Source organism: Streptomyces sp. 1222.5 (genome assembly GCF_900105245.1).
GTDB lineage: Bacteria > Actinomycetota > Actinomycetes > Streptomycetales > Streptomycetaceae > Streptomyces > Streptomyces albidocamelliae.
In genome coordinates this window covers 3,437,452-3,459,493 of record NZ_FNSZ01000001.1, presented here as the reverse complement: position 1 = coordinate 3,459,493, position 22,042 = coordinate 3,437,452, and the positions used below count along the sequence as shown (strand labels likewise).

Annotated in this window: 18 protein-coding genes; 9 read left to right on the top strand and 9 right to left on the bottom strand. The window is 70.4% G+C overall.

Annotation, left to right across the window (positions count from 1 at the left end):
- Positions 1 to 53: 53 nt before the first annotated feature.
- Positions 54 to 497, bottom strand: coding sequence for a hypothetical protein (locus BLW57_RS41400; protein WP_093697373.1), 444 nt, complete (start codon positions 495 to 497; stop codon positions 54 to 56).
- A gap of 130 nt (positions 498 to 627) precedes the next feature.
- Between BLW57_RS41400 and BLW57_RS41395 the strand changes: the two genes are divergently transcribed.
- The 6 genes from BLW57_RS41395 to BLW57_RS15400 all read left to right on the top strand — a co-directional run bounded on the left by BLW57_RS41395 (position 628) and on the right by BLW57_RS15400 (position 9,930).
- Complete coding sequence (locus BLW57_RS41395; protein ID WP_176985596.1) at positions 628 to 1,218, top strand: winged helix-turn-helix domain-containing protein; 591 nt, start codon at positions 628 to 630, stop codon at positions 1,216 to 1,218.
- Positions 1,199 to 3,229: a thioredoxin domain-containing protein gene (locus tag BLW57_RS15420; protein ID WP_093475141.1), complete on the top strand. Its 2,031-nt coding sequence runs from the start codon at positions 1,199 to 1,201 to the stop codon at positions 3,227 to 3,229. Before BLW57_RS41395 ends, BLW57_RS15420 begins: the two co-directional genes overlap by 20 nt.
- A 206-nt stretch (positions 3,230 to 3,435) precedes the next feature.
- Entirely contained in the window at positions 3,436 to 4,704 is a 1,269-nt protein-coding gene (locus BLW57_RS15415) for a glycosyltransferase (protein WP_093475140.1), read from the top strand.
- Positions 4,701 to 6,353, top strand: a complete 1,653-nt coding sequence (locus tag BLW57_RS15410) for an ArnT family glycosyltransferase (protein ID WP_093475138.1) — start codon at positions 4,701 to 4,703, stop codon at positions 6,351 to 6,353. Before BLW57_RS15415 ends, BLW57_RS15410 begins: the two co-directional genes overlap by 4 nt.
- Positions 6,350 to 7,534, top strand: coding sequence for a glycosyltransferase (locus BLW57_RS15405; protein ID WP_093475137.1), 1,185 nt, complete (start codon positions 6,350 to 6,352; stop codon positions 7,532 to 7,534). Before BLW57_RS15410 ends, BLW57_RS15405 begins: the two co-directional genes overlap by 4 nt.
- Complete coding sequence (locus tag BLW57_RS15400; protein ID WP_093475135.1) at positions 7,531 to 9,930, top strand: galactose oxidase early set domain-containing protein; 2,400 nt, start codon at positions 7,531 to 7,533, stop codon at positions 9,928 to 9,930. The genes BLW57_RS15405 and BLW57_RS15400 overlap by 4 nt, the downstream gene beginning before the upstream one ends.
- Before the next feature lie 25 nt (positions 9,931 to 9,955).
- Here BLW57_RS15400 and BLW57_RS15395 read toward each other — a convergent pair whose 3' ends face one another.
- From BLW57_RS15395 to BLW57_RS15375, 5 genes are all read right to left on the bottom strand, one after another.
- The gene (locus tag BLW57_RS15395) at positions 9,956 to 10,687 is read right to left on the bottom strand and encodes a Mut7-C RNAse domain-containing protein (protein WP_093475134.1); all 732 of its coding nucleotides are present in this window, start codon (positions 10,685 to 10,687) and stop codon (positions 9,956 to 9,958) included.
- 44 nt (positions 10,688 to 10,731) lie between these two features.
- Positions 10,732 to 12,168: a glycosyltransferase family 39 protein gene (locus BLW57_RS15390; RefSeq protein WP_176985595.1), complete on the bottom strand. Its 1,437-nt coding sequence runs from the start codon at positions 12,166 to 12,168 to the stop codon at positions 10,732 to 10,734.
- 357 nt (positions 12,169 to 12,525) lie between these two features.
- Positions 12,526 to 12,738, bottom strand: a complete 213-nt coding sequence (locus tag BLW57_RS15385) for a hypothetical protein (protein ID WP_093475131.1) — start codon at positions 12,736 to 12,738, stop codon at positions 12,526 to 12,528.
- 352 nt (positions 12,739 to 13,090) lie between these two features.
- Positions 13,091 to 14,590 carry a glycosyltransferase family 39 protein gene (locus tag BLW57_RS15380; RefSeq protein WP_176985594.1) on the bottom strand — a complete coding sequence of 500 codons (1,500 nt, stop codon included), beginning with the start codon at positions 14,588 to 14,590 and terminating at the stop codon, positions 13,091 to 13,093.
- A gap of 95 nt (positions 14,591 to 14,685) precedes the next feature.
- Positions 14,686 to 15,399, bottom strand: a complete 714-nt coding sequence (locus BLW57_RS15375) for a PAQR family membrane homeostasis protein TrhA (RefSeq protein ID WP_093475128.1) — start codon at positions 15,397 to 15,399, stop codon at positions 14,686 to 14,688.
- A gap of 280 nt (positions 15,400 to 15,679) precedes the next feature.
- Between BLW57_RS15375 and BLW57_RS15370 the strand changes: the two genes are divergently transcribed.
- Positions 15,680 to 17,503, top strand: coding sequence for a phosphoenolpyruvate carboxykinase (GTP) (locus BLW57_RS15370; RefSeq protein ID WP_093475127.1), 1,824 nt, complete (start codon positions 15,680 to 15,682; stop codon positions 17,501 to 17,503).
- A gap of 427 nt (positions 17,504 to 17,930) precedes the next feature.
- Positions 17,931 to 18,665: a hypothetical protein gene (locus tag BLW57_RS41390; protein ID WP_176985593.1), complete on the top strand. Its 735-nt coding sequence runs from the start codon at positions 17,931 to 17,933 to the stop codon at positions 18,663 to 18,665.
- A 144-nt stretch (positions 18,666 to 18,809) separates the two neighbouring features.
- On the opposite strand, the gene BLW57_RS15360 is transcribed toward BLW57_RS41390, so the two are convergent.
- On the bottom strand, positions 18,810 to 19,433 hold the full coding sequence (locus BLW57_RS15360; protein WP_093475124.1) for a tetratricopeptide repeat protein: 624 nt from the start codon (positions 19,431 to 19,433) through the stop codon (positions 18,810 to 18,812).
- A 262-nt stretch (positions 19,434 to 19,695) separates the two neighbouring features.
- Between BLW57_RS15360 and BLW57_RS15355 the strand changes: the two genes are divergently transcribed.
- A complete protein-coding gene (locus BLW57_RS15355; RefSeq protein ID WP_176985592.1) occupies positions 19,696 to 20,787 on the top strand; it encodes a glycosyltransferase in 1,092 nt (363 codons plus the stop codon).
- Between the two features lie 35 nt (positions 20,788 to 20,822).
- Here BLW57_RS15355 and BLW57_RS15350 read toward each other — a convergent pair whose 3' ends face one another.
- Both BLW57_RS15350 and BLW57_RS15345 read right to left on the bottom strand, forming a co-directional pair.
- Positions 20,823 to 21,410: a tetratricopeptide repeat protein gene (locus BLW57_RS15350; RefSeq protein WP_143051607.1), complete on the bottom strand. Its 588-nt coding sequence runs from the start codon at positions 21,408 to 21,410 to the stop codon at positions 20,823 to 20,825.
- Between the two features lie 172 nt (positions 21,411 to 21,582).
- Positions 21,583 to 22,002 carry an SCO4983 family protein gene (locus BLW57_RS15345; protein ID WP_093475119.1) on the bottom strand — a complete coding sequence of 140 codons (420 nt, stop codon included), beginning with the start codon at positions 22,000 to 22,002 and terminating at the stop codon, positions 21,583 to 21,585.
- Between the last annotated feature and the right edge of the window lie 40 nt (positions 22,003 to 22,042).

Sequence of the window (22,042 nt, the reverse complement as noted above, 5' to 3'; positions counted from 1 at the left end):
TCCTTCGCGTACGAGTGTCCTTCGGGCGGAGCGGGAACGCGAGGGGGCGGTGATCAGGGGGAGGGTGAGGGTTTGGTGCCAACTCCCTCACGGGCGGGCGGCTCTCGCGGCTCCGACAGCGCCAGCGCCACGCACGCCGCCGCCAGGCTCGCCTCCGCCACGGCGCACGCGAGGGCCTGCGCGAGGTCTCCGCCGGACGGGGCCGTCGTGATGTCGAACCAGGCGTCCAGCACCGCGACGGCCGCCGTGGCCGAGGCGGTGAGGCGGGCGCGGGGGTCGGTGCGGAGGCCGAGCAGGGCCGTCGTGGCGCAGCCCGCCGTCATGAGGGCGTCGAGCCCGATCCAGGCCAGCGACCAGTGGCGGACCTCCGTGCTCGCCGGGAGAGTCAGGGCGAGCACCACCGTCCAGGGCACGAGCAGGGCGGCGCCCACCGCGAGCAGGATCAGTGTCCACCGTTTCAGCGGCACCTCGAACGTCTTCATCACGGCCCCCGTCATGTCGTCTTCCGTCTTCCCGCTCTCCGCCCTCACACGTTCCGTCTCCACAGTAGACCGCAGAGAAAATTCTGCAAAGAAATCTCGGCAGACATCGGGGACGACTCAGGGTCCTCAGGGTTACCGTGGCCGCATGACCGACGGCCTGCCCGAGATGACCAGCCTGGAGCGCACCGCTCTCTACAAGTCCCTCGGCAACCCGCTGCGCCGCCGCATCCTCGAATACCTGGGCCGGCACGGCGAGGCGAACTCCACCGTGCTCGCCCGCGAACTCGGCGAGAGCTCCGGCACCACCAGCTACCACCTGCGCAAACTCGCCGAGCAGCGGCTCATCGAGGAGATCCCGGAGAAGTCCGCCGGCCGCGAGCGCTGGTGGCGGGCGCTGCCGTTCAGCCACACCACGCCCGACCCCGCCGGGATGTCCCCGGAGGAGTACGCGGCCGCCGCCCGGCTCGCCCACCTCAAGATCGAGTTCGACACGGCCCTGTACCGCCGCGCGCACGAGGAGTACCGCGGCCCCGAGGGGTGGGCCCAGGTGCAGCGCCACGGCACCTGGATGACCAGGGAGGACCTGCTCGCCTTCATGCGGGACTACCGCGCCCTGCTCGACCGGTACGGCCACCCGCGCGAGGAGGCGCCGCAGGAGGCGCGCCCGGTGCTGGTGCGTTTCTACGCGGTGCCGGAGCCCGTGGGAGAGTGGAACGGTGAACCGACTGGCCCATGAGACGTCCCCGTATCTGCTCCAGCACGCCGACAACCCCGTCGACTGGTGGCCCTGGTCGGCCGAGGCCTTCGACGAGGCCCGCAGGACCGGCAAACCCGTACTGCTGAGCGTCGGTTACAGCAGCTGCCACTGGTGTCACGTCATGGCGCACGAGTCCTTCGAGGACCGGGCCACCGCCGACTACCTCAACGAGCACTTCGTCAGCGTCAAGGTGGACCGCGAGGAGCGCCCCGACGTCGACGCCGTCTACATGGAGGCCGTCCAGGCGGCCACCGGGCAGGGCGGCTGGCCGATGACCGTGTTCCTCACCCCGGACGCCGAGCCGTTCTACTTCGGCACCTACTTCCCGCCCGCCCCTCGCCACGGGATGCCCTCGTTCCGGCAGGTGCTGGAGGGCGTCCAGCAGGCGTGGACCACCCGGCACGACGAGGTCAGCGAGGTCGCCGGGAAGATCGTGCGCGACCTCACCCAGCGCGAGCTCAGCCACCAGGGCACCCGGCCGCCCGGCGAGCAGGAACTCGCGCAGGCGCTGCTCGGCCTCACCCGCGAGTACGACCCGCAGCGCGGCGGATTCTCCGGCGCGCCCAAGTTCCCGCCGTCCATGGTCCTGGAGTTCCTGCTGCGCCACCACGCGCGCACCGGCGCCGAGGGAGCCCTGCAGATGGCGGCGGACACCTGCGAGCGCATGGCCCGCGGCGGCCTCTACGACCAGCTCGGCGGCGGCTTCGCCCGCTACTCCGTCGACCGGGACTGGGTGGTGCCGCACTTCGAGAAGATGCTGTACGACAACGCCCTCCTGTGCCGGGTGTACGCGCACCTGTGGCGGGCCACCGGCTCCGACCTCGCCCGGCGGGTCGCGGTGGAGACCGCCGACTTCCTGGTGCGCGAACTGCGGACGGACGAAGGCGGTTTCGCCTCCGCGCTCGACGCCGACAGCGACGACGGCACGGGCCGGCACGTCGAGGGCGCCTACTACGTCTGGACGCCCGAGCAGCTGCGCGCCGCCCTCGGGGACACCGACGGCGACCTCGCCGCCCAGTACTTCGGGGTGACCGACGAAGGCACCTTCGAGCACGGCTTGTCCGTCCTGCAACTCCCGCAGACCGAAGGCGTCTTCGACGCCGAGAAGGTCGCCTCCGTCAGGAGCCGGCTGCTGGCGGTGCGGGCCGAACGGCCGGCGCCGGGCCGGGACGACAAGGTCGTCGCCGCCTGGAACGGCCTCGCGATCGCCGCGCTCGCCGAGACCGGCGCCTACTTCGACCGGCCCGACCTGGTCGAGGCCGCCCTCGGCGCCGCCGACCTGCTCGTCCGCGTCCACCTGGACGAACACGCCCGCCTCGCCCGGACCAGCAAGGACGGCCGCGTCGGCGCCAACGCCGGAGTTCTGGAGGACTACGCCGACGTCGCCGAGGGCTTCCTCGCGCTCGCCTCCGTCACCGGCGAGGGCGTCTGGCTCGACTTCGCCGGACTGCTCCTCGACCATGTGCTCGCCCGCTTCGCCGACCCCGAGGACGGCGCCCTCTACGACACGGCCTCCGACGCCGAGCGGCTCATCCGCCGGCCCCAGGACCCCACCGACAACGCCGCCCCCTCCGGCTGGACCGCCGCGGCCGCCGCCCTGCTGGGCTACGCGGCGCACACCGGCTCCGAGCGCCACCGGACCGCCGCCGAAAGGGCGTTGGGCGTCGTCAAGACCCTCGGGCCGCGCGTTCCCCGCTTCATCGGCTGGGGTCTGGCCGCCGCGGAGGCGCTGCTCGACGGGCCTCGCGAGGTGGCGATCGTCGGCCCGGCGCTGGACGACGAACGGACGGCCGCCCTGCACATGACCGCCCTGCTGGGCACCGCGCCCGGTGCCGTCGTCGCCGTCGGCACTCCGGAGAGCGACGAGTTCCCGCTGCTCGCGGACCGTCCGCTGGTGTCCGGTGAACCGGCGGCGTACGTCTGCCGTAATTTCACGTGTGACGCCCCCACCACCGACCGGGGGCGGCTGCGCACGGCACTGGGTCACTGACCTGCGGAGCGAGCGGGGCCTGTGGGATGCCTGATTTGAGCGGGTGTTCGGATAGGCCCCGTTAATCGCACCACCGTTCCGAAACACGCTATTTATCGGAACAGTGCCCGCATTTCACAGAACCCCCCTAGTCTCTCCATAGCGGCACGGCAGGTGAAGCGAACCGCCGTGCGCTCAGGGGGTTTTGGGGATCTGGGGGGATCTTTTTGCTGACGTCTGTCTTCATCGCTGCCGTTTCGCTGGCCTTGTTCTGGATGGCGGCCTTCACCCTGTGGTGGCAGATGCACGCGTGGCGCACGCCCGAAGTGCTCGCGTCCACCCGGTTCGGCAGACCGGACGGGGGCGAACACCTGTCGTTCTCCCTGCTCCTGCCGGCCCGGCACGAGCAGGCCGTGCTCGACCACACCATCCAGCGGCTGCTGGAGTCCACGCACACCGACTTCGAGATCATCGTGATCGTCGGGCACGACGACCCCGAGACCGCCGCCGTCGCCGAGCGGGCCGCCGCCCGCGACCCGCGCGTCCGCGTCGTCGTCGACACCCATGAGAAGAAGAACAAGCCGAAGGCCATGAACACGGCGCTGCCGCACTGCCGCGGCGACGTCGTCGGGGTCTTCGACGCCGAGGACCAGGTCCACCCGGAACTGCTCGCCCACGTCGACCACGCGTTCCGCACGACACGGGCGGACGTCGTCCAGGGCGGCGTGCAGCTCATCAACTTCCACTCCAGCTGGTACAGCCTGCGCAACTGCCTGGAGTACTTCTTCTGGTTCCGCTCCCGGCTGCACCTGCACGCGCAGAAGGGGTTCATCCCGCTCGGCGGGAACACCGTCTTCGTGCGGACCGACGTCCTCAGGGATGCGGACGGCTGGGACCCCGACTGCCTCGCCGAGGACTGCGACCTGGGCGTGCGCCTGTCCAGCGTCGGCAAGAAGGTCGTCGTCGCCTACGACTCCGACATGGTCACCCGCGAGGAGACGCCCGGCTCGCTGATGTCGCTGCTGAAGCAGCGCACCCGCTGGAACCAGGGCTTCCTCCAGGTGTACCGGAAGAAGGACTGGAAGCAACTGCCCGCCCTGCGGCAGCGGCTGCTCGCCCGGTACACCCTGATGACACCCTTCCTGCAGGCCTTCTCCGGCGTGATCATCCCGCTCAACGCGGCCGTGGCGCTCTTCCTCGACGTGCCCGTCGGCATCGCCTTCCTCACCTTCCTGCCGCTGGTCACCGCCGCCGTCACCTTCGTCTTCGAGGTGGTCGGACTGCACGACTTCGGCAAGCAGTACGGCCTGCGTGTCCGCCTCGTCCACTACGTGAAGCTCATCGTGGGCGGCCCGTTCTACCAGGTCCTCCTCGCCGGAGCCGCGATCCGCGCCGTATGGCGCGAGCAACGCGGACGGAACGACTGGGAGTTGACCACGCACGTCGGCGCGCACCTCACCGCGGCCGAGCCGATCCGAGAGGACGTTCCCGCGTGACCTCCACCCTCCCCGCGGTGACCGCCTCGAAGGTCCCCGCGCAGCACCCACCTGTGCCGGAAACGGGCCCGGCCGGCCGCACCGGCCCACCGCGGCGGCTCCGCTCCTCCCGCCCCGACCTCCTCCTGTGCGGTGTGCTGCTCCTGGCGATCCTCGTCGTCCAGGGCTGGAACATCGCCGACTACCCGACCCTCAGCGACGACGAGGGCACCTACCTCGCCCAGGCCTGGGCCGTCCAGCAGGGCAAGGGCCTCGCCCACTACACCTACTGGTACGACCACCCGCCGCTCGGCTGGGTCCAGATAGCCCTGCTCAGCTGGATCCCGTCGGCGATCAGCCCCGGCTCGATGACCGTCGGCACCATGCGGATCACCATGCTCGTGATCAGCGCCGTCAGCGCGGTCCTCGTCTACGTCCTCGGCCGCCGGCTCGCCCTGCCCCGCTGGGCCGCCGGGCTCGCCATGGCCCTCTTCGGACTCTCCCCGCTCGCGGTCGTGCTCCAGCGGGAGATCTTCCTCGACAACATCGCCGTGATGTGGCTGCTGCTGGCGTTCTGCCTCGCCGCCTCGCCCAGTCGCCACCTGTGGCACCACTTCGGCGCGGGTCTCGCCGCGGCGGCGGGCGTGCTCACCAAGGAGACGATGCTCGTCGTCCTGCCCGCCCTGTTCGTCACCATGTGGCGGCACAGCCACCGCGACACCCGCAAGTTCGCCCTCACCGGCGCCGTCACCGCCTGCGTCCTGATCGGCCTCTCCTATCCGCTGTTCGCCCTGCTCAAGGGCGAACTGTTCCCCGGCGCCGGGCACGTGTCGCTGTGGGACGGCATCAAGTACCAGATGTCCCGGCCCGGTTCCGGCTTCATCCTCGACCCGGACTCCGGCTCGTACGGCGTCCTGCACTCCTGGCTGTACTACGACCGCGTCCTGCCGATCGGCGGCCTCGCCGGCGCGCTCCTGCTGATCGGCACCTGGCGCTGGTCGGTCACCGCCCGCGCCCTGGCCGGCCCGGCCCTCACGGTCGCCGTGCTGGCCGCCGTGGCCATGCGGCCGGGCGGCTACCTGCCCGCCATGTACGTCATCGGAGCACTGCCCTTCCTCGCCCTGGTCCTCGCGGGCGGCACCGCCTCCGTCGCCCACGCGGTGCTGCGCCGCCGCCGCTCCGCCGCCGAGGGGCGCTACGTCACCGGCGGCCGGTACGCGCTCGCCGCCGCCCTCGCGCTCGCCGCCGGCGCCTACGTCGTACCCCACTGGTACGACGGCGACCGCACCGCCGTCACCGCCGACGCCAACAAGCCCTACCGCCAGGCGTCCCACTGGCTCTCCACCCGGGTCGCGGACCCCGAGGACACCCGGGTCCTCGTCGACGACGCCCTGTGGCTCGACCTGGTCCACGCCGGGTACCGGCCCGGACTCGGCGCGATCTGGTTCTACAAGGCGGACCTCGACCCGGCGGTCACCAGGACCATGCCGCACGGCTGGCGGGACCTCGACTACGTCGTCGCCTCGCCGACGGTCCGCCGGGACGCCCAGGACCTGCCCAACGTCCGCGCCGCCATCCGGCATTCGACACCGGTCGCCACCTTCGGCACCGGACCCGACCGCATCGAGATCCGGCGGATCCGGACGGCCGCCACGGGAGGCGCACGATGAGCAGCAGCCACGAGTACACCGCACCCGTCCCCGGGATCGACGCCGTCGAGGTCCCCGAGCCCGGCGCCGTCACCATCGTCGTACCGACCTACAACGAGTCGGCGAACGTCCGGCAGTTGCTCCGTCTGATCACCGAGTCGGTGCCCGCCCGGCTGCCCTGCGAGGTGGTCTTCGTGGACGACTCCACCGACGACACCCCCGAGGTGATCCGCGAGGCCGCCCAGGACTGCCCGTTCCCGGTGGCCGTGCTGCACCGCGACGAACCCGTCGGCGGGCTCGGCGGGGCGGTCGTCGAGGGGCTGAAGGCGGCGACCTCGGAGTGGATCGTCGTCATGGACGGCGACTGCCAGCACCCGCCGTCCCTGGTACCGGAACTGGTCGCCACCGGCGAACGGGCGAACGCCGGACTCGTCGTCGCCTCCCGGTACATCGACGGCGGCAGCCGGGCCGGACTCGCCGGCAGCTACCGGGTGGCCGTCTCGCGCGGCGCGACCTGGCTGACGAAGGCGCTCTTCCCGCGCCGGCTGCACGGCATCAGCGACCCGATGAGCGGCTTCTTCGCCATCCGGCGCAGCGCCGTCACCGCCGACGTCCTCAGACCCCTCGGCTACAAGATCCTCCTCGAACTGGCCGTCCGCAGCCGCCCCCGCCAGGTGGCCGAGGTGCCCTTCGTCTTCGAGGACCGGTTCGCGGGCGAGTCCAAGTCCTCCGCCAAGGAGGGCCTGCGCTTCCTGCGCCACCTGGCCGGCCTGCGCACCGCCTCGCCCCTCGCGCGCATGGTCGGCTTCGGGCTGATCGGCGCGAGCGGCTTCGTGCCGAACCTGGCCGGCCTGTGGGCACTGACCGCCCTCCACATGCACTACGTCCCCGCCGAGATCCTCGCCAACCAGCTCGGCGTCGCCTGGAACTTCCTGCTCATCGAGCACCTGCTGTTCCGCGACCGGCGTGCGCACCGACGCTGGTGGGACCGTCTCGGCCGGTTCGCGCTGCTCGCCAACGCCGACCTGGTGCTGCGCATCCCGCTGATCGCGCTGCTCGTCCACCGGTTCCACCTGGGCGCGCTCCCCGCCACCGCGCTCGCGCTGGTCCTGACCTTCGTTCTGCGCTTCGTGGGGACCGAAGCGCTGGTGTACATCCCGCGCCGCCGCGGGGCCCGTACGACCGCTGGGAGAGCCGTGTGAACACCCGCCGCAGACGGACCGCGCTGGCCGGGGTAGGTGCCCTGACCGCCGGTCTGATCCTCACCTCGCCGCAGCACGCCGAGGCCGCCAACCTCGTCCAGAACCCCGGCTTCGAGACCGCCGGCACCGACGACATGCCGGCCTGCTGGGAGAAGTCGGGGTGGGGCGACAACGACTTCACCTTCCAGACCGTCGCCGACGCGCACTCCGGCACCAAGGCGATGAAGGTGACGCTGACCCGGCGTACCGAGGGCGACCGCAAGGCGCTGATCACCGAGTCCGCCGCCTGCGCGCCCGCGGTGAGTGTCGGCAAGCAGTACGACCTCGGGCTCTGGTACAGGACGACCACCCCGGACGCCAACATCACCGTCTTCCGGCACGACGCCACCGCCGGCTGGCAGTACTGGACCGACCTCAAGACCCTGGACATGGCGTCGGCCTGGACGAAGGCCACGGTGCGCACGCCCGAGGTCCCGGCCGGCACCGACCGCATCACCTGGGGTGTCTCCGTCTACGGCACCGGTTCGGCGACCACCGACGACTACACCATGGACCAGGTTCCGGACGTGGTCCCGCCCGCCCAGTGCACCGGCACGAGCACCCAGTGCGCCGACGGCAGCTGGTCGGTCCTGCCGACCCAGAACCCGGTCCGCTCCATGCACTCCGTCGTCCTGAACAACGGCAAGGTGCTGCTGATCGCCGGCTCCGGGAACAGCGAGGCCAACTTCGACGCGGGCACGTTCACCTCCGCGGTGTACGACCCGGCGAAGGGCACCTACAAGGTCGTCCCGACGCCGAAGGACATGTTCTGCGCCGGGCACGTGCAGCTCCAGGACGGGCGGGTCCTCGTCATGAGCGGCAACAAGGCCTATCCGGTCGCGGGCGGCCACGGCTACGAGGGGTTCAAGGACTCGTACGTCTTCGACCCGAAGACCGAGACCTACAGCAGGACGAACGACCTGAACGACGGGCACTGGTACCCGTCGGCCACCGAGCTCGGCAACGGTGACGTCATCTCCTTCGGCGGGCTCCGCGAGGACTCCACCGGTTCGGTCACCGCCGAGCTGTGGTCCGACAAGGACAAGCAGTGGCAGCCGCTGTGGAAGGTGAACCAGACCTGGTCGTACTGGGGTCTGTACCCGGCGATGATCCTGATGCAGGACGGCCGCCTCTTCTACACGGGCAGCCACGTCTTCGGCAACAACATCCCCGGCACCGGCTCGGCGGTGTACGACTACGGGGCCAACACCACCACGCAGATCCCGGGCCTGCAGAACAAGGACGAGCGGGACCAGTCGGCGAGCGTGCTGCTGCCCCCGGCGCAGGACCAGAAGGTCCTCACCCTCGGCGGCGGCAACATCGACTCCAACCCGGACGCGAACCGGCTGACCGACGTGATCGACCTCAAGCAGGCCGACCCGGCGTACGTGGCCGGCCCGCAGCTCCCGCAGGGCACGGTGGACCTCGGCAACGGCAAGGTCGCGGAGACCGGCAAGCAGGGCAAGATGTACGTCTCCGCCGTACTGCTGCCCGACGGCAAGGTGCTGGAGACCGGCGGCGCCCTGCACAACCGGGCCGACCCGGTGTACGAGTCCTCGATCTACGACCCGGGCGGCAACACCTTCGACCCCGTGGCCGCGGACCCGCAGGCGCGCGGCTACCACTCGTCGGCGTTCCTGCTGCCCGACGGCCGGGTGATGGCCACCGGCGACAACCCGGGCAACGGCTCCTGGAACCACAACGTGTCGATCTACACCCCGCCGTACCTCTACAAGGGCACCCGCCCGACGATCACCTCGGTGATCAACCAGGAGTGGAAGTACGGCGACACCCAGCGGATCACGGTCGACCGGCCCGTCGCCAAGGCGGAGCTGGTCCGTCCGGCCGCGGTCACCCACTCCTCCGACCCGAACCAGCGCTTCGTCGACCTCCCGCTTTCGGTGAGCGGCAACAACGTCGACCTGAACGTGACGAACAACCCCAACCTGGCGCCGCCCGGCTGGTACATGCTCTTCGCCGTCGACGCCAACGGGGTGCCGTCAGTGGCCAAATGGGTCCACCTGACGGGCCCGGCGGCGCTGAGCGCCAAGGCGGCCTCCCCGCACGTCCACTCCTTCGCCGACTCGTTGTCCGGCAAGGTCACCGGGCCCGGCAAGAAGAAGACGTCGCAGAAGGTCGGCCCGGCCGTCTCCGGCTGCGACCGCCACTACGGCTCGGTCAACGTGTGCGTGCCGACCGTCTTCCCGCCGCAGGTGAGGAAGACGGCCGCGGCCCGCTGCAGCTGGCTCCGGCAGAACCACTACGGCCGGCTGAAGGTCAACGGCGGCGACGACCCGCTGGGCCTGGACCGCGACCGGGACGGCACCGCGTGCGGGAAGGGGGACGTGAGGCGCTAGCGGGCGGGTCAGGCGCCGAAGGGCGTCAGGTTCCGCCGCCGAACCGGGTCAGGGCGCGTTCCACGATGGCTTCGAGCTGCTCGTGGTGCGCGCCCTTCCAGTAGGCGCGACCGCACGCGGTGCACTGGGCGAAGACGTCGTACGAGCGTTGCGTGCCGCCCTTGAGCTGGTCGGCGACCTCTTCCTTGGTGGCCTGCCGCAGCGTGCCGTTGCAGGCGGTGCAGCGGGTCCACGGGCGCAGGTCGGGTGCGAAGCGGTCGAGGACGTCGTGGAGCTGGTCGTCGGGGCGGGTGCTGTAGACGAAGGCGCCGGCCCACAGCTCGCGGCGGCGCAGCAGGCCCCGGTCGCGGCTGAGCATGACCCGCCGCTCGGCCGCCGAGCGGGCGGCGAGCGCGGGGTCGCCGATGTCGGTGGACTCGTAGGCCGTGTCGACGCCGAGCAGGCGCAGACGGCGGGCCAGGGTGCCGAGGTGCACGTCGAGCAGGAAGCGGAGCGGGGCGCCGGGCACCTCTTGCGGGCGGGCCACCGGGCGGACCGCGATCCGCTCGCCGGCCTTCGGGATGTGCGAGGTCGGCACCTCGCGCCCGTCGACGAGGAGCGTGCCGACCTCGGTGAGCGGAACCCCGAGGGACTCGACGACATGGCCGAGGGTCGAGACGCCGTCCGTGGCCAGGGCCGTGGCGCCGACGCGGCGGGCCGGCGGGACGAACAGGTGGAGCTCGGAGGCGACTTCGACGCGGATCTCGGTTCCGTTCACGTCGTCAGGATGGCACGGCGTGCACCGCGGACCCGAACGGGTTTTCACCGCGCGGGGCCGCGGGAGCCGGGCGGCTGCTCGGTGGCTCTGCGCACGAGCAGGGTGACGGTCATCCCCGTCACCGGCTGGCTCCAGGACGTGCGGTACCGCGCCCGCAGGGCGTCGGCCTGCCCCTGGTTGATCGCGGTCAGCGGGTCCGGGTCGTTGCCCTGGGTCAGCAGCCAGACGCGCTGCTCGCCCTTGAGGCACAGGGCGGGCGCGGGGCAGTCGAGCGTGTACAACTGGTCGATCGCCCCGGGGGCTTCCGAGAGGAAGACATCGCGCATCCTCAAGCCGCGGGGCAGGTAGTACCGGACTCCGCCGTCGAGCTTCCAGGTGTTCTCGCGGTCGTAGACCACCGCGTCGCCGGCCTGGTGGTGCTGTCGGACCACATCGGCCGCGGCGGCGTAGTCGAGGGGGACGGGCGCGTCGTGCTCGAAGGGCTGCCGCATACGTGCCTGGTCGGGCACCGTGAGGACCGCCAGCGCCACAAGGACCGCTGTGGCGGCCTTCCAGGATCGACAGGCCGCGGTGAGACCGGCTCCGGCGAGAAGGGTCCAGGCCGGGAGGGTGAAGAGCAGGTAGACGTGGCGGAAGTAGGAGACGTCGCCATGGGAGTTCAGCCAGACGAGGACGGGGGGGACGAGGGCCCAGACGGCGCACACCAGGAGCGGGGTCCTGCGGGGCGAGCGGGCCAGCACGGCCAGGGTGATCAGCGCTCCCGCGGTCAGTGCGGAGGCGAAGACCTCCTGCCAGACGGAGAGGAGCGCCCATCCGTCGGGCTTCGGCACCCAGTACAGCTGGCGCTGGACCTGGGACCGGCCGAGGAGGACGAGCGGGGTGATGCAGGCGGCGACGGGCAGCAGGGCGAGGGCGGGTTTCCACCACAGGGAGCGGTCGCGCCGCGCGTGGCCGACGATCAGCATCACGTGGGCGGGTACGACCGACAGCGCGATCAGGTGCAGAAGTCCGACGCCGGGCAGCGCGAGTGCGTAGGCGGCCCATCGCCAGGGGCTGCGCGGGGCGTCCAGGGCCCGCAGCAGCAGTAGTGTCGCCAGGGCGACGGCGAGCACGACCCAGGCGTAGCTGCGGGCCTCCTGGCCGTAGCGGCTCACCGCGGGCAGCAGCGAGAAGAGGGTTCCGGCGGTCAGTCCGGCCCGGCTCCCGAAGAGCCGGTTGCCAAGGAGGGCGACGACCGACGCGGCTCCGGCCACGGCGAGAAGCGAAGGGAGCCGCAGGGAGACGGTGGAGTCGCCGAAGAGTCCGACCCACGCGTGCATCAGCAGGTAGTACGTCCCGTGGACGGCGTCCACGTTCTGGAGAGTGGCGAGGATCCGCCCCGTGCCGCGGTTCACCATGTCCCAGGTGACCAGCTCGTCCCTGCCCAGCAGGGAGTCGGTCAGGCCGAAGCCGGTCACGCCGGCCGTGAGGACGAACGGCACCAGCCACAGCCAGGGCCCTGTCGGGCGACCTCCGGATTCGGCCGTTTCCGCCCTCTGGATCTCATCGCGGGGCGAGGGAAGAGGCGCGGTGACTGCCATCGAGATCTCCTGAGCCCCGCGAGGGGACAAGGCCGTGGGGTGGGTCTGTTTCCATGCGATCGCCGAGGTGGCTCCCCGAGGCGCCGCGCCGGCAGACGCCGGTGATCGGCGCGGGCCCGCTGAGCGTGCTCAGGACGATGGCGAGCGGGACGCATCGCGCTGTCATGGCTGATCGTTCGCGAACCTATACGCCGGTGAACGCCACGGGTACGCAGACACGCCCTGCCGGGGGCCGAAGGAACGGACGGCCCGGGGTCGTCACCTTCCGGGGCGCCGGGTGGCGGACGTGCCGTCGTCCACGTCCCACACCCAGGCGCCGCCGGTCAGGGTGCCGTCCCGGCCCAGGAGCTGTCTCAGGGTCTGGTAGAGAGGCGGAGCGTTGAACCCGGGCGCCAGCACGACGACACCCGCCCTCCAGTACGACAGGTCGGCCTCGGCCCTCTGCTGCGGGCCGATCGCCATCAGGTTCACCCCGTCGGGGAATCCCTGGACGGTGGTGAAGAACGGGTTGTGGAGGCGCGCGACGGAGATGGGCGGCGAGCAGGAAGAACGCGGCGACGGCGACGTCGAAGGGCCGGACGCGACGGGTGATCGTACCGGCGACGCGTCGGAGTTGCCCCGGCGGTCGTTGCCCGGGGACGGTTGCCTGTTCGGCCGTCGCCCCCGAGGTCCGGTCCGGCTGTTGTCCGACGGTGGTCATCTGCGCCCGCCTTCGAGTCGATACGCCCGACTATGGGAGTTTCCACCCCCTGTGTCCGGCGTCGGACACCTTAGAGGGCGACCCGCGCCGGACGGGCGAAGCGCGCCGCGTCGGCTGCCGCCGCTACGCGGAGCGCACCAGGAGCGCCACGGTCAGGCCGCTGGGGCGGTCCGCTCCGTACGCCGTGTAATGGGCGCGCAGCGCCGCCGACTGGTCGGCGGGCAGCCCGTTCATCGGGTCAGCCGCGTTCCCGCTCACCACGAGCCAGACCCGCTTCTCGCCGGCGCGGAGGCAGGCGGCGGGCTTCGGGCACTGGACGGCCGCCAAGTCGTCGCGCTGGACGGGCGACTCGGCGAGGAAGACGTCGCGCAGTCTCAGATTCCGCGGCAGGTAGTAGCCGACGCCCAGGGAGAGCGCCTCCTCCTGCGTCCTGTCGAAGACGATCGCGTCGCCGGGGACGTAGTACCTCTCGATGGTCCGCGCGGCCGCCGCGAAGTCGGGGCCGCCTCCCCAGTAGTGCCCGAGCGGCTCCCTCAGTGACCGCTGATCGGGCGCCGTGAGCACGGCGAGGACTGCCAGGGCCGACACGAGCACCCGGCGGGACCGGGCCGCGGCGGCGAGTCCCGCCCCGGAGAGAACGGCGAACGCGGGCAGGGTGAAGAGCATGTACCGGAAGTAGAAGTACGAGATGTGCCCGTGGGAGAGCGCCCAGACCAGCAGGACGGGTGCCACCGCGGACACGGCGCAGAAGACGACGGCCGTACGGTGCTCCCGGCACGCCACCAGCGCCAGCAGCAGCACCGTTCCGGCGCACAGGCCGGAGTAGAACAGTTGCGACCAGACGTCGATCAGACCCGAGGCGCCCGGCTCGGCGATCCAGTAGATCTGCCGGACGGTCTGAGCCCTGCCGAGCAGCACCACCGGTGACACACAGACGACGGCCAGCGGGACCGCCAGGCCGAAGCCCAGCCACGCCCGGCGTTCGCGCCGCGCCCGCATGATCACGAGAGCCAGGTGCCCGATCACGCAGGTGAGCGCCAGAAGGTGGAACAGTCCCACGGCCACCAGCCCGAGGGCGTACCCGGTCCACCGCCACGGGCTGCCCGGGCGCTCCAGGGCCCGGAGCAGCAGGAGCGCGGCGAGCGCCACGGCCAGCATCACCAAGCCGTAGGGACGCGCCTCGTGTGCGAACCGGCTCACTCCGGGGATCAGGGCGAACAGCAGGCCGCCGGCCAGCCCTGCGCGGTGGCCGAACAGCCGTTGCCCGAGCAGCGCCACGCAGACGGCGGCACCGGCCATGGCCAGGGCGGAGGGCAGGCGCAGGGAGGTGGCCGAGTCACCGAACAGCGTCCTCCAGCCATGGAGGAGCAGATAGTACGTACCGAGCACCGCGTCCACGTGCCGCACCGTGGCCAGCACTTGTCCGGCGCTTCGGCCGGACGCGTCCCAGCTCGACAACTCGTCGCGTCCCATCAGCGGTTGGCCGATGCGGTACGTTCCGACGATCAGCGTGACCATCGACGGCCAGAGCCACAGGCCGACCGGTGTGATCCAGCGGCGGTGCTCCGCGCCCGGATCGGGAACGTCGCTGGTGTCCTGAGCCGGAGGGGCGATAAGCGTCATGCGGACAGCCATAGCGGCGCGGCCGGGCGGGCCCCGGCCGCGACCCGCTGCGACGTTCCGCATTCCCCTGTTCGGATGAGCGGCGCGGCCGGCGGCTACGCGTGCTGGTAGGCCACCAGCGAGATGCCGACGTAGTGGACGACGAATGCCGCGAGGGTGAGGGAGTGGAAGACCTCGTGGAAACCGAACCAGCGCGGTGACGGGTTCGGCCGCTTGATGCCGTAGACGACGCCGCCGACGCTGTAGAGCAGACCGCCGACGATCACCAGGACCAGGACGGCGATGCCGCCGGTCCGGAGGAAGTCGGGCAGGAAGAAGACGGCAGCCCAGCCCATGGCGATGTAGCAGGGCGTGTAGAGCCAGCGCGGGGCGCCTACCCAGAAGACCCGGAAGACGATGCCGGCGGCCGCGGCGGCCCAGATGCCCCAGAGCAGCCACTGGCCCTTGCTGTCGGGCAGGAGCAGCAGCGTCAGCGGGGTGTAGGTGCCCGCGATGATCAGGAAGATGTTGGCGTGGTCCAGGCGGCGCAGGACACCGTCCATCCGCGGGCTCCAATTGCCCCGGTGGTACAGCGCGCTGACGCCGAAGAGGAGACAGGCCGTCAGGACGTAGATGCCGCAGCCGATGCGGCCTCTGGTGGAGTCGGCGAGTGCGGTGAGCACGAGGCCCGCGATGAGCACGGCCGGGAACATGCCGAGGTGCAGCCAGCCACGCAGACGGGGCTTGACCGGATGCGGCAAGGAGAGCGCGACGGGACCGCGGCCGTCGGCCGGCGTGTCCATGGGCGCGTCGGAGGCGGACGCAGTCATGGCGGCATCGTACCTACGCCGCCGTAAGTCGTCGCTCAGTGCCGCTCGGTCGAAGGCCCCGAGGCAAAAAGTCCTTCAGTCGAACCCAACGTGGACGCAAAGAACCGCGGAAACCGTGGGATTCCTCACGTCGCTCACCTGTGATGCCCTCTGGACAGATGGGCACTAGAATCGGATGATCAAATGAGTGCGGTCGGCACCGGATGAGCAGCTACGAAGCGTCCGGGTCGCGGCCCCCACGGGGCGAACAAGACAAAAAATCCCTCTTTTAGGAGCAATCGTGGCGCGCGACATCGCGGCTCCCACCGTCGTCCCCACCAACCACCAGGAACTGATCTCGTGGGTCAACGAGATCGCCGAACTGACCCAGCCGGACAGCGTGGTCTGGTGCGACGGCTCCGAGGCCGAGTACGAGCGACTGGCCGAGGAGCTGGTGGCGAGGGGCACCTTCAAGAAGCTCGACCCGGTCAAGCGCCCGCACTCCTACTACGCCGCCTCCGACCCGACCGACGTCGCGCGCGTCGAGGACCGGACCTTCATCTGCTCCGAGAAGGAGGCGGACGCGGGCCCCACCAACCACTGGAAGGACCCCGCCGAGATGCGGGAGATCTTCGCCGGTGAGAAGGGCCTGTTCCGGGGCTCGATGCGGGGCCGCACGATGTACGTCGTCCCGTTCTGCATGGGCCCCCTCGGCTCCCCGCTGTCCGCGATCGGCGTGGAGATCACCGACTCCGCCTACGTCGCCGTGTCCATGCGCACGATGACGCGCATGGGCCAGGCCGTCCTCGACGAGCTGGGCGACGAGGGCTTCTTCGTCAAGGCCGTCCACACCCTCGGCGCGCCGCTGGAGCAGGGTGAGCAGGACGTTCCGTGGCCGTGCAACTCCACCAAGTACATCTCGCACTTCCCCGAGGACCGCGAGATCTGGTCCTTCGGCTCCGGCTACGGCGGCAACGCCCTGCTCGGCAAGAAGTGCTACGCGCTGCGTATCGCCTCCGTCATGGCGCGTGACGAGGGCTGGCTGGCCGAGCACATGCTCGTCCTGAAGCTGACCCCGCCGCAGGGCGAGGCGAAGTACGTGGCCGCCGCCTTCCCGTCCGCGTGCGGCAAGACCAACCTCGCCATGCTGGAGCCCACGATCTCCGGCTGGACCGTGGAGACCATCGGCGACGACATCGCCTGGATGCGCTTCGGCGAGGACGGCCGTCTCTACGCGATCAACCCGGAGGCCGGCTTCTTCGGCGTCGCGCCCGGCACCGGAGAGCACACCAACGCCAACGCGATGAAGACCCTGTGGGGCAACGCGGTCTTCACCAACGTGGCGCTCACCGACGACGGCGACGTCTGGTGGGAGGGCATGACCGAGGAGGCCCCGGCCCACCTGACCGACTGGAAGGGCAACGACTGGACGCCGGCCTCCGAGGTTCCGGCCGCCCACCCCAACGCCCGCTTCACCGTCCCCGCCTCCCAGTGCCCGATCATCGCGCCCGAGTGGGAGGACCCCAAGGGCGTGCCGATCTCGGCGATCCTGTTCGGCGGCCGGCGCGCCAGTGCCGTGCCGCTGGTGACCGAGTCCTTCGACTGGAACCACGGCGTCTTCCTCGGCGCCAACGTGGCCTCCGAGAAGACCGCCGCCGCCGAGGGCAAGGTCGGCGAGCTGCGCCGGGACCCCTTCGCCATGCTGCCGTTCTGCGGCTACAACATGGGCGACTACATGGGTCACTGGGTCGACGTCGCCAAGGGCAAGGACCAGTCCAAGCTCCCGAAGATCTACTACGTCAACTGGTTCCGCAAGAACGACGAGGGCAAGTTCGTCTGGCCCGGCTTCGGTGAGAACTCCCGTGTCCTGAAGTGGATCGTGGAGCGCCTGGACGGCAAGGCCGAGGGCGTCGAGACCCCGATCGGCGTCCTGCCGACCAAGGAGGCGCTCGACACCAAGGGCCTCGAACTGGCCGACGCCGAACTCGACTTCCTGCTGACGGTCGACAAGGAGGTCTGGCGCGAGGAGGCGGCGCTCGTCCCCGAGCACCTCAACACCTTCGGCGACCACACCCCGAAGGAACTGTGGGACCAGTACCGCGCTCTGGTGGAGCGCCTGGGCTGACGCCCACCACGAACTCCGCGGCCGGTTTGGATGTGCCCTGACCAGCGATCGTCACGACCGGCCGCGGACATGAACGCACAAGGGCCCCGCACCATGGTGTGCGGGGCCCTTGTCGTCTTCGGGAAAGGCGGCCTGGCGGAACGTCACGACGACTCAGTGAAAGGCGTACGCTCCCCTTTTGGAGGTCGGGCCCTAATTCACAGAATCCTGGCGCGAAAGCGGACACTCCGTGATTGGACGCTTTGAGTCTCGAAATAACGCCACCCGAGTGATCCTTCCCAAACGGCGCGCAGATAGTCGTTTTCCTCGGTGAGCGAAGCGTGCACATTGTAGTCGTCCGCGGACGACGTTGCGAGACACGCATGCGGAAAGGCGCTCCCCGGCGCATCCGTCCGCGGTACTCCGCTCACTCCCAGGGAAGGTTCTCTTGAGCCGCAGAACGATTCGTAATTCGCGCCTGAAGTCCGCCATGATGGTGGGTACCGGCGCGCTCACCGTCGCCCTCAACGTCCTGCCGGGCACGGTCGCCGCCGCCCAGGGGATGGACCGGCACAGCGCCGGCGCCGTCGCGGAGCGGCAGAGCCCGCACGACGACCTCAGCTCGGCCATCGCCGACGCGATCGACAGGGCCGCCGTCGACGCCCTCGACTGGAAGCGCGACGCGTACAGCCAGGGTCAGACCGACTCCGACGAGGTGTACGGGGCGACCGGCTCCGACGACGCGTACGGCCCGGGTCCGACCGGCTCCGACGACGAGTACGGAGACGGGGGCAAGCCCTGCCACTGCGAGAACGGCGCGACCGGTGCCACGGGCGCGACCGGTGCCACGGGTGCGACGGGCCCGACGGGTCCTGGCGGTTCCGGTTCCGTGGGTGCCACGGGTGCCACGGGTGCCACTGGCGCGACCGGTGCCACGGGTGCCACGGGCACGATCGCAGGCACCTACGTGAACACCGCCACCGGGCAGCGCTCGGTGACCGCTTCCTGTGACGAGGGCGACTTCGCCACCGGCGGCGGCGCCCTCGCCACCAACGGTGACCTCGTCGAGACCTTCCCCGCCGACGGCAGCACGACGACGTCGCCGACCTCGTGGACGGCCACCACCACCGCCAACAACCCCAACAACATCACCGCCTACGTGGTCTGTGTCAGGACTTCGTGAGGCAGTGACCGGCCGATGAGGGAGGAGCGGCAACGACTGACCGCTCCTCCCGGCCGCGACTGAGCGCCAGGTGCCCCGGTGCTTCGGCCTCGTGGGCACCTGCTCGCATGTCGACCACACCGCGCCCCATGGGCAGTTCTGCCCTCAGCGGCTCACCGCGTCGCGGAATTCCTCCGGGACCCGTGAGAGGAGACGGCCATCGGCCGCGACCGCACGGCGGAAGGCTTGCTCGGCCTCGCCGTCGCGGTTCCGATCGGCCAGCAACTGGCCCAGTTGCAGTTGGACCGTTGCCGCTTTCGGCTGGATGGCGGCGGCACGCCTGAGGAGTTCGACCGCCCGGTCGGGGTCGCTCGATCTCAGCATGAACGCCTCGCTGAAGAGAGCGGACGTGAAGCGCGGATCGGTTTCGAGGGCCTTGTCGTAGTCCTTGCGGGCCTCCGCCGTCCTGCCGTACGCCTGGTCGATGACCCCGATGCCGTACCAGGCCTGTTTGTTCTTCGGATCGGCTTCCAGAATGCGCCGGTAGTCCTCGGCCGCGCCCACGAAATCCTGATGCGTCTGGCGCTTGAGGGCCGACTGGAGAAGCACGTCGACTGACTTGGTGACTGACTTGGGGACTGAATTGGGGACTGACTTGGTGTCCCGTGCGACCGAGACGGATTTGGATTCCGACGGCCCCGCCGATGGGGAGTGAACCGCCCAGACGGTCAGTCCGGTGGCGACCGTCGCCGCGGTCGCGATTCCTGTCCAGAAGGTCGATTTTTTCATTTGTCACTCTTCGTGGAAGCTGGCGAACGGGTGGAGTTGGGCTCTCTTTCGGATGATCGACCTCGACGTTACGAGTCCACGGTGAAGGTGATGTCTTTCGGCAGGCTCCGGCGCCGTTCAGACCACTCGAATGCACGAGCCATCCGGCGGTGTCTCGGATCAGCCTCTTTGCATGGGTCGAAACAGCTGGATACCGTCCCGATTCGGTTGTATGCCGCCACCGAGTGGGATGGGACCCATGAAACCAACGGTCTGTCTGAACATGATTGTCAAGGACGAAGCTCCGGTGATCCGGCGCTGTCTGGAATCCGTGCGGCCCCTGATCGACACCTGGGTCATCGTGGACACCGGTTCCACCGACGGCACCCAGGACATCATCCGCGACGTCTACCGCGACCTGCCCGGCGAACTGCACGAACGGTCCTGGAAGGGATACGACGGCAGCCGGACCGAGGCGATCGAACTCGCCCGCGACCGCGCCGAATTCCTGTTCTTCATCGACGCCGACGACGTCATGGAGATGGAGCCCGGTTTTCGTATGCCCGATCTGACCCTCGACGCCTACCGGGTCGACATCCACTACGGGAGCAGCGTCTACTGGCGCCCGGCCCTGGTCTCGACGCGGCTTCCCTGGCGGTACGTCGGCGTTCTGCACGAGTACGTGGAATGCGGTGGGCCGTTCAGCCTCGGCACTCTCGAAGGCGCCCGGATGGTCATCCTGGGCGGCGGGGGGCGGCAGCGGAACGAGGGCCTGCGGGACAAGTACCTGCGCGACGCGAAGATCCTCGAGGGCGGTCTGGCCGAGGAGCCGGGCAACGAGCGGTATGCCTTCTACCTCGCCCAGAGCTGGCGCGACGCGGGTGAGCTGGAGAAGGCCATCGAGGCCTACGACCGCCGTGCGGCCATGGACGGCTGGGATCACGAGACCTTCTGTGCCCACCTCGCGGCCGCTCGGGCCGCGGAGACCCTCGGCCGGCCGCCCGCCGAGGTGATGGACCGGTACCTGCGGGCCCACGAGTGCCTGCCCTCACGCGCCGAGGCCTTGGCGGCCCTCGCGCGCTGGTGCCGTCTCAACGGCCGGCGTTGGCCTCTCGCCTACATGTACGCGCGGCAGGCGGTACGCATCCCGCAGCCGGCACACGGCCTGTTCGTCGAGTCCGGCTGGTACGAATGGGGGGCACTGGACGAACTCGCGGTCTCCGCCTACTGGGTGGGCGAGTACGAGGAGTCGAAGAACTGTTGTGAACGCCTGCTGGAAAGCGGAAAGCTGCCCGAGGAACACCGCGAGCGCGTGAGGAAGAACCTCGAGCTCGCACGCCAGCGGCTGAGCCCGAAAGAGCTCGCCGGCGTCTGAGACACCGGCGAGCCCGGATCCCGCTCACACCTCGTTCAGCGCTCGCTCACGGATTCCTTGTACGCGCGCGGCACTTGGGAGAGCAGCGAGGGGTCGATCGCCACGGCTCGGCGGAATTCCGTCACTGCTTGGCGGTCACGGCCTTTTCGTGACCAGATGAGCCCGATGTGATAGTGAGCTGTGGCCGCCGACTTCGGATCGGCGGCCATGGCACGTTCCTGAAGCGCCATGGCCTGGTCGGGCTTGGACTTCTTCAGGAGCAGTGCCTCGTTGTAGAGAGCCGGCGAGAATGCCGGGTCGATCGTCAGGGCCCTTTCGTAGGCCCGGCGCGCGTCGTCCGTGTTTCCGACTTCCTGCGCGACGTATCCCAGGTCGTACCAGGCGTACTTGTTCCACGGTTGCAGTTCGAGCACGCGCGCGTAGGAGTGGGCAGCCCCTGCGGGATCGTGGCTCTTGTCCTGCTGAATGCCCTTCCGTAGCAGGGAATCGGCTTCCTGGTACGCAGGTGCGGGGGCCTTGGATTCCGGGAACATGTCCGACCGGGACGCGACCGCCCAGGAGATCGCTCCCGTGGCGACCACGGCCGCACCGAAGAGTCCTGCCAGCAATGGCCTGTGTTTCACGCTGCCCGACGTTACGAGGAAGTCGTGAGGCCGTCGTCATCTGCCGGGCAGGCGGGTGGCGCGGACCACTCGAATGCACGCGTATCTGTGGCGCCGTATCTGTGGCGCCCGGTCCGCGCGTCGCTGCGGGTGCACGCGGACCGGGGCCGTTCGTGGGACCCCGTGGGCGGGGTCAGTGGGCCGCGGTGAGCTCCTTCGGGTCGGCCAGAGCGGCCGCGTGCGCGTCCATCCGCTCGGCCGAGAGGATCGCCGCCGCCGTGTCCGCCCGCGAGGCGGCGACCACGAGGGCGCGGCCGGCGAGGGCGTGTGCGCGCCGGTGCAGGGCGGCGGGGTCGCCGGCCGCGGCCGGTGTCGCGCGCAGCGGCGCGCGTCCTCCCCGGAGCCGGGAGATCTCGCAGGTCAGGCGCTCCGCGGCCGTGTCGAGGCCGGCGGACGGTGTCAGGGCACGCAGTTCGTCGGTGACCGTGAGCAGTGCGGCGAGGTGTCCGGCGAGCTGGATGTCCAGCTCCTCCTCGCGCGACCGGTGGGGAAAGTCGGACGGGGTGCCGGCCATCGTGCTGTGGACCGACTTGGTGCGGATCGGTTCGTACATGGGTGATGGCCTCCTGTGCGCTTACAGGAAGCCATCTTAG

Excerpts from the sequence above, each read along its gene's own strand:
- BLW57_RS41400 (WP_093697373.1), bottom strand. The coding sequence starts at position 497 with ATGACGGGGGCCGTGATGAAGACGTTCGAGGTGCCGCTGAAACGGTGG.
- BLW57_RS41395 (WP_176985596.1), top strand. The coding sequence starts at position 628 with ATGACCGACGGCCTGCCCGAGATGACCAGCCTGGAGCGCACCGCTCTC.
- BLW57_RS15405 (WP_093475137.1), top strand. The coding sequence starts at position 6,350 with ATGAGCAGCAGCCACGAGTACACCGCACCCGTCCCCGGGATCGACGCC.
- BLW57_RS15380 (WP_176985594.1), bottom strand. The coding sequence starts at position 14,590 with ATGACGCTTATCGCCCCTCCGGCTCAGGACACCAGCGACGTTCCCGAT.
- BLW57_RS15375 (WP_093475128.1), bottom strand. The coding sequence starts at position 15,399 with ATGACTGCGTCCGCCTCCGACGCGCCCATGGACACGCCGGCCGACGGC.
- BLW57_RS15360 (WP_093475124.1), bottom strand. The coding sequence starts at position 19,433 with ATGAAAAAATCGACCTTCTGGACAGGAATCGCGACCGCGGCGACGGTC.
- BLW57_RS15355 (WP_176985592.1), top strand. The coding sequence starts at position 19,696 with ATGATTGTCAAGGACGAAGCTCCGGTGATCCGGCGCTGTCTGGAATCC.
- BLW57_RS15345 (WP_093475119.1), bottom strand. The coding sequence starts at position 22,002 with ATGTACGAACCGATCCGCACCAAGTCGGTCCACAGCACGATGGCCGGC.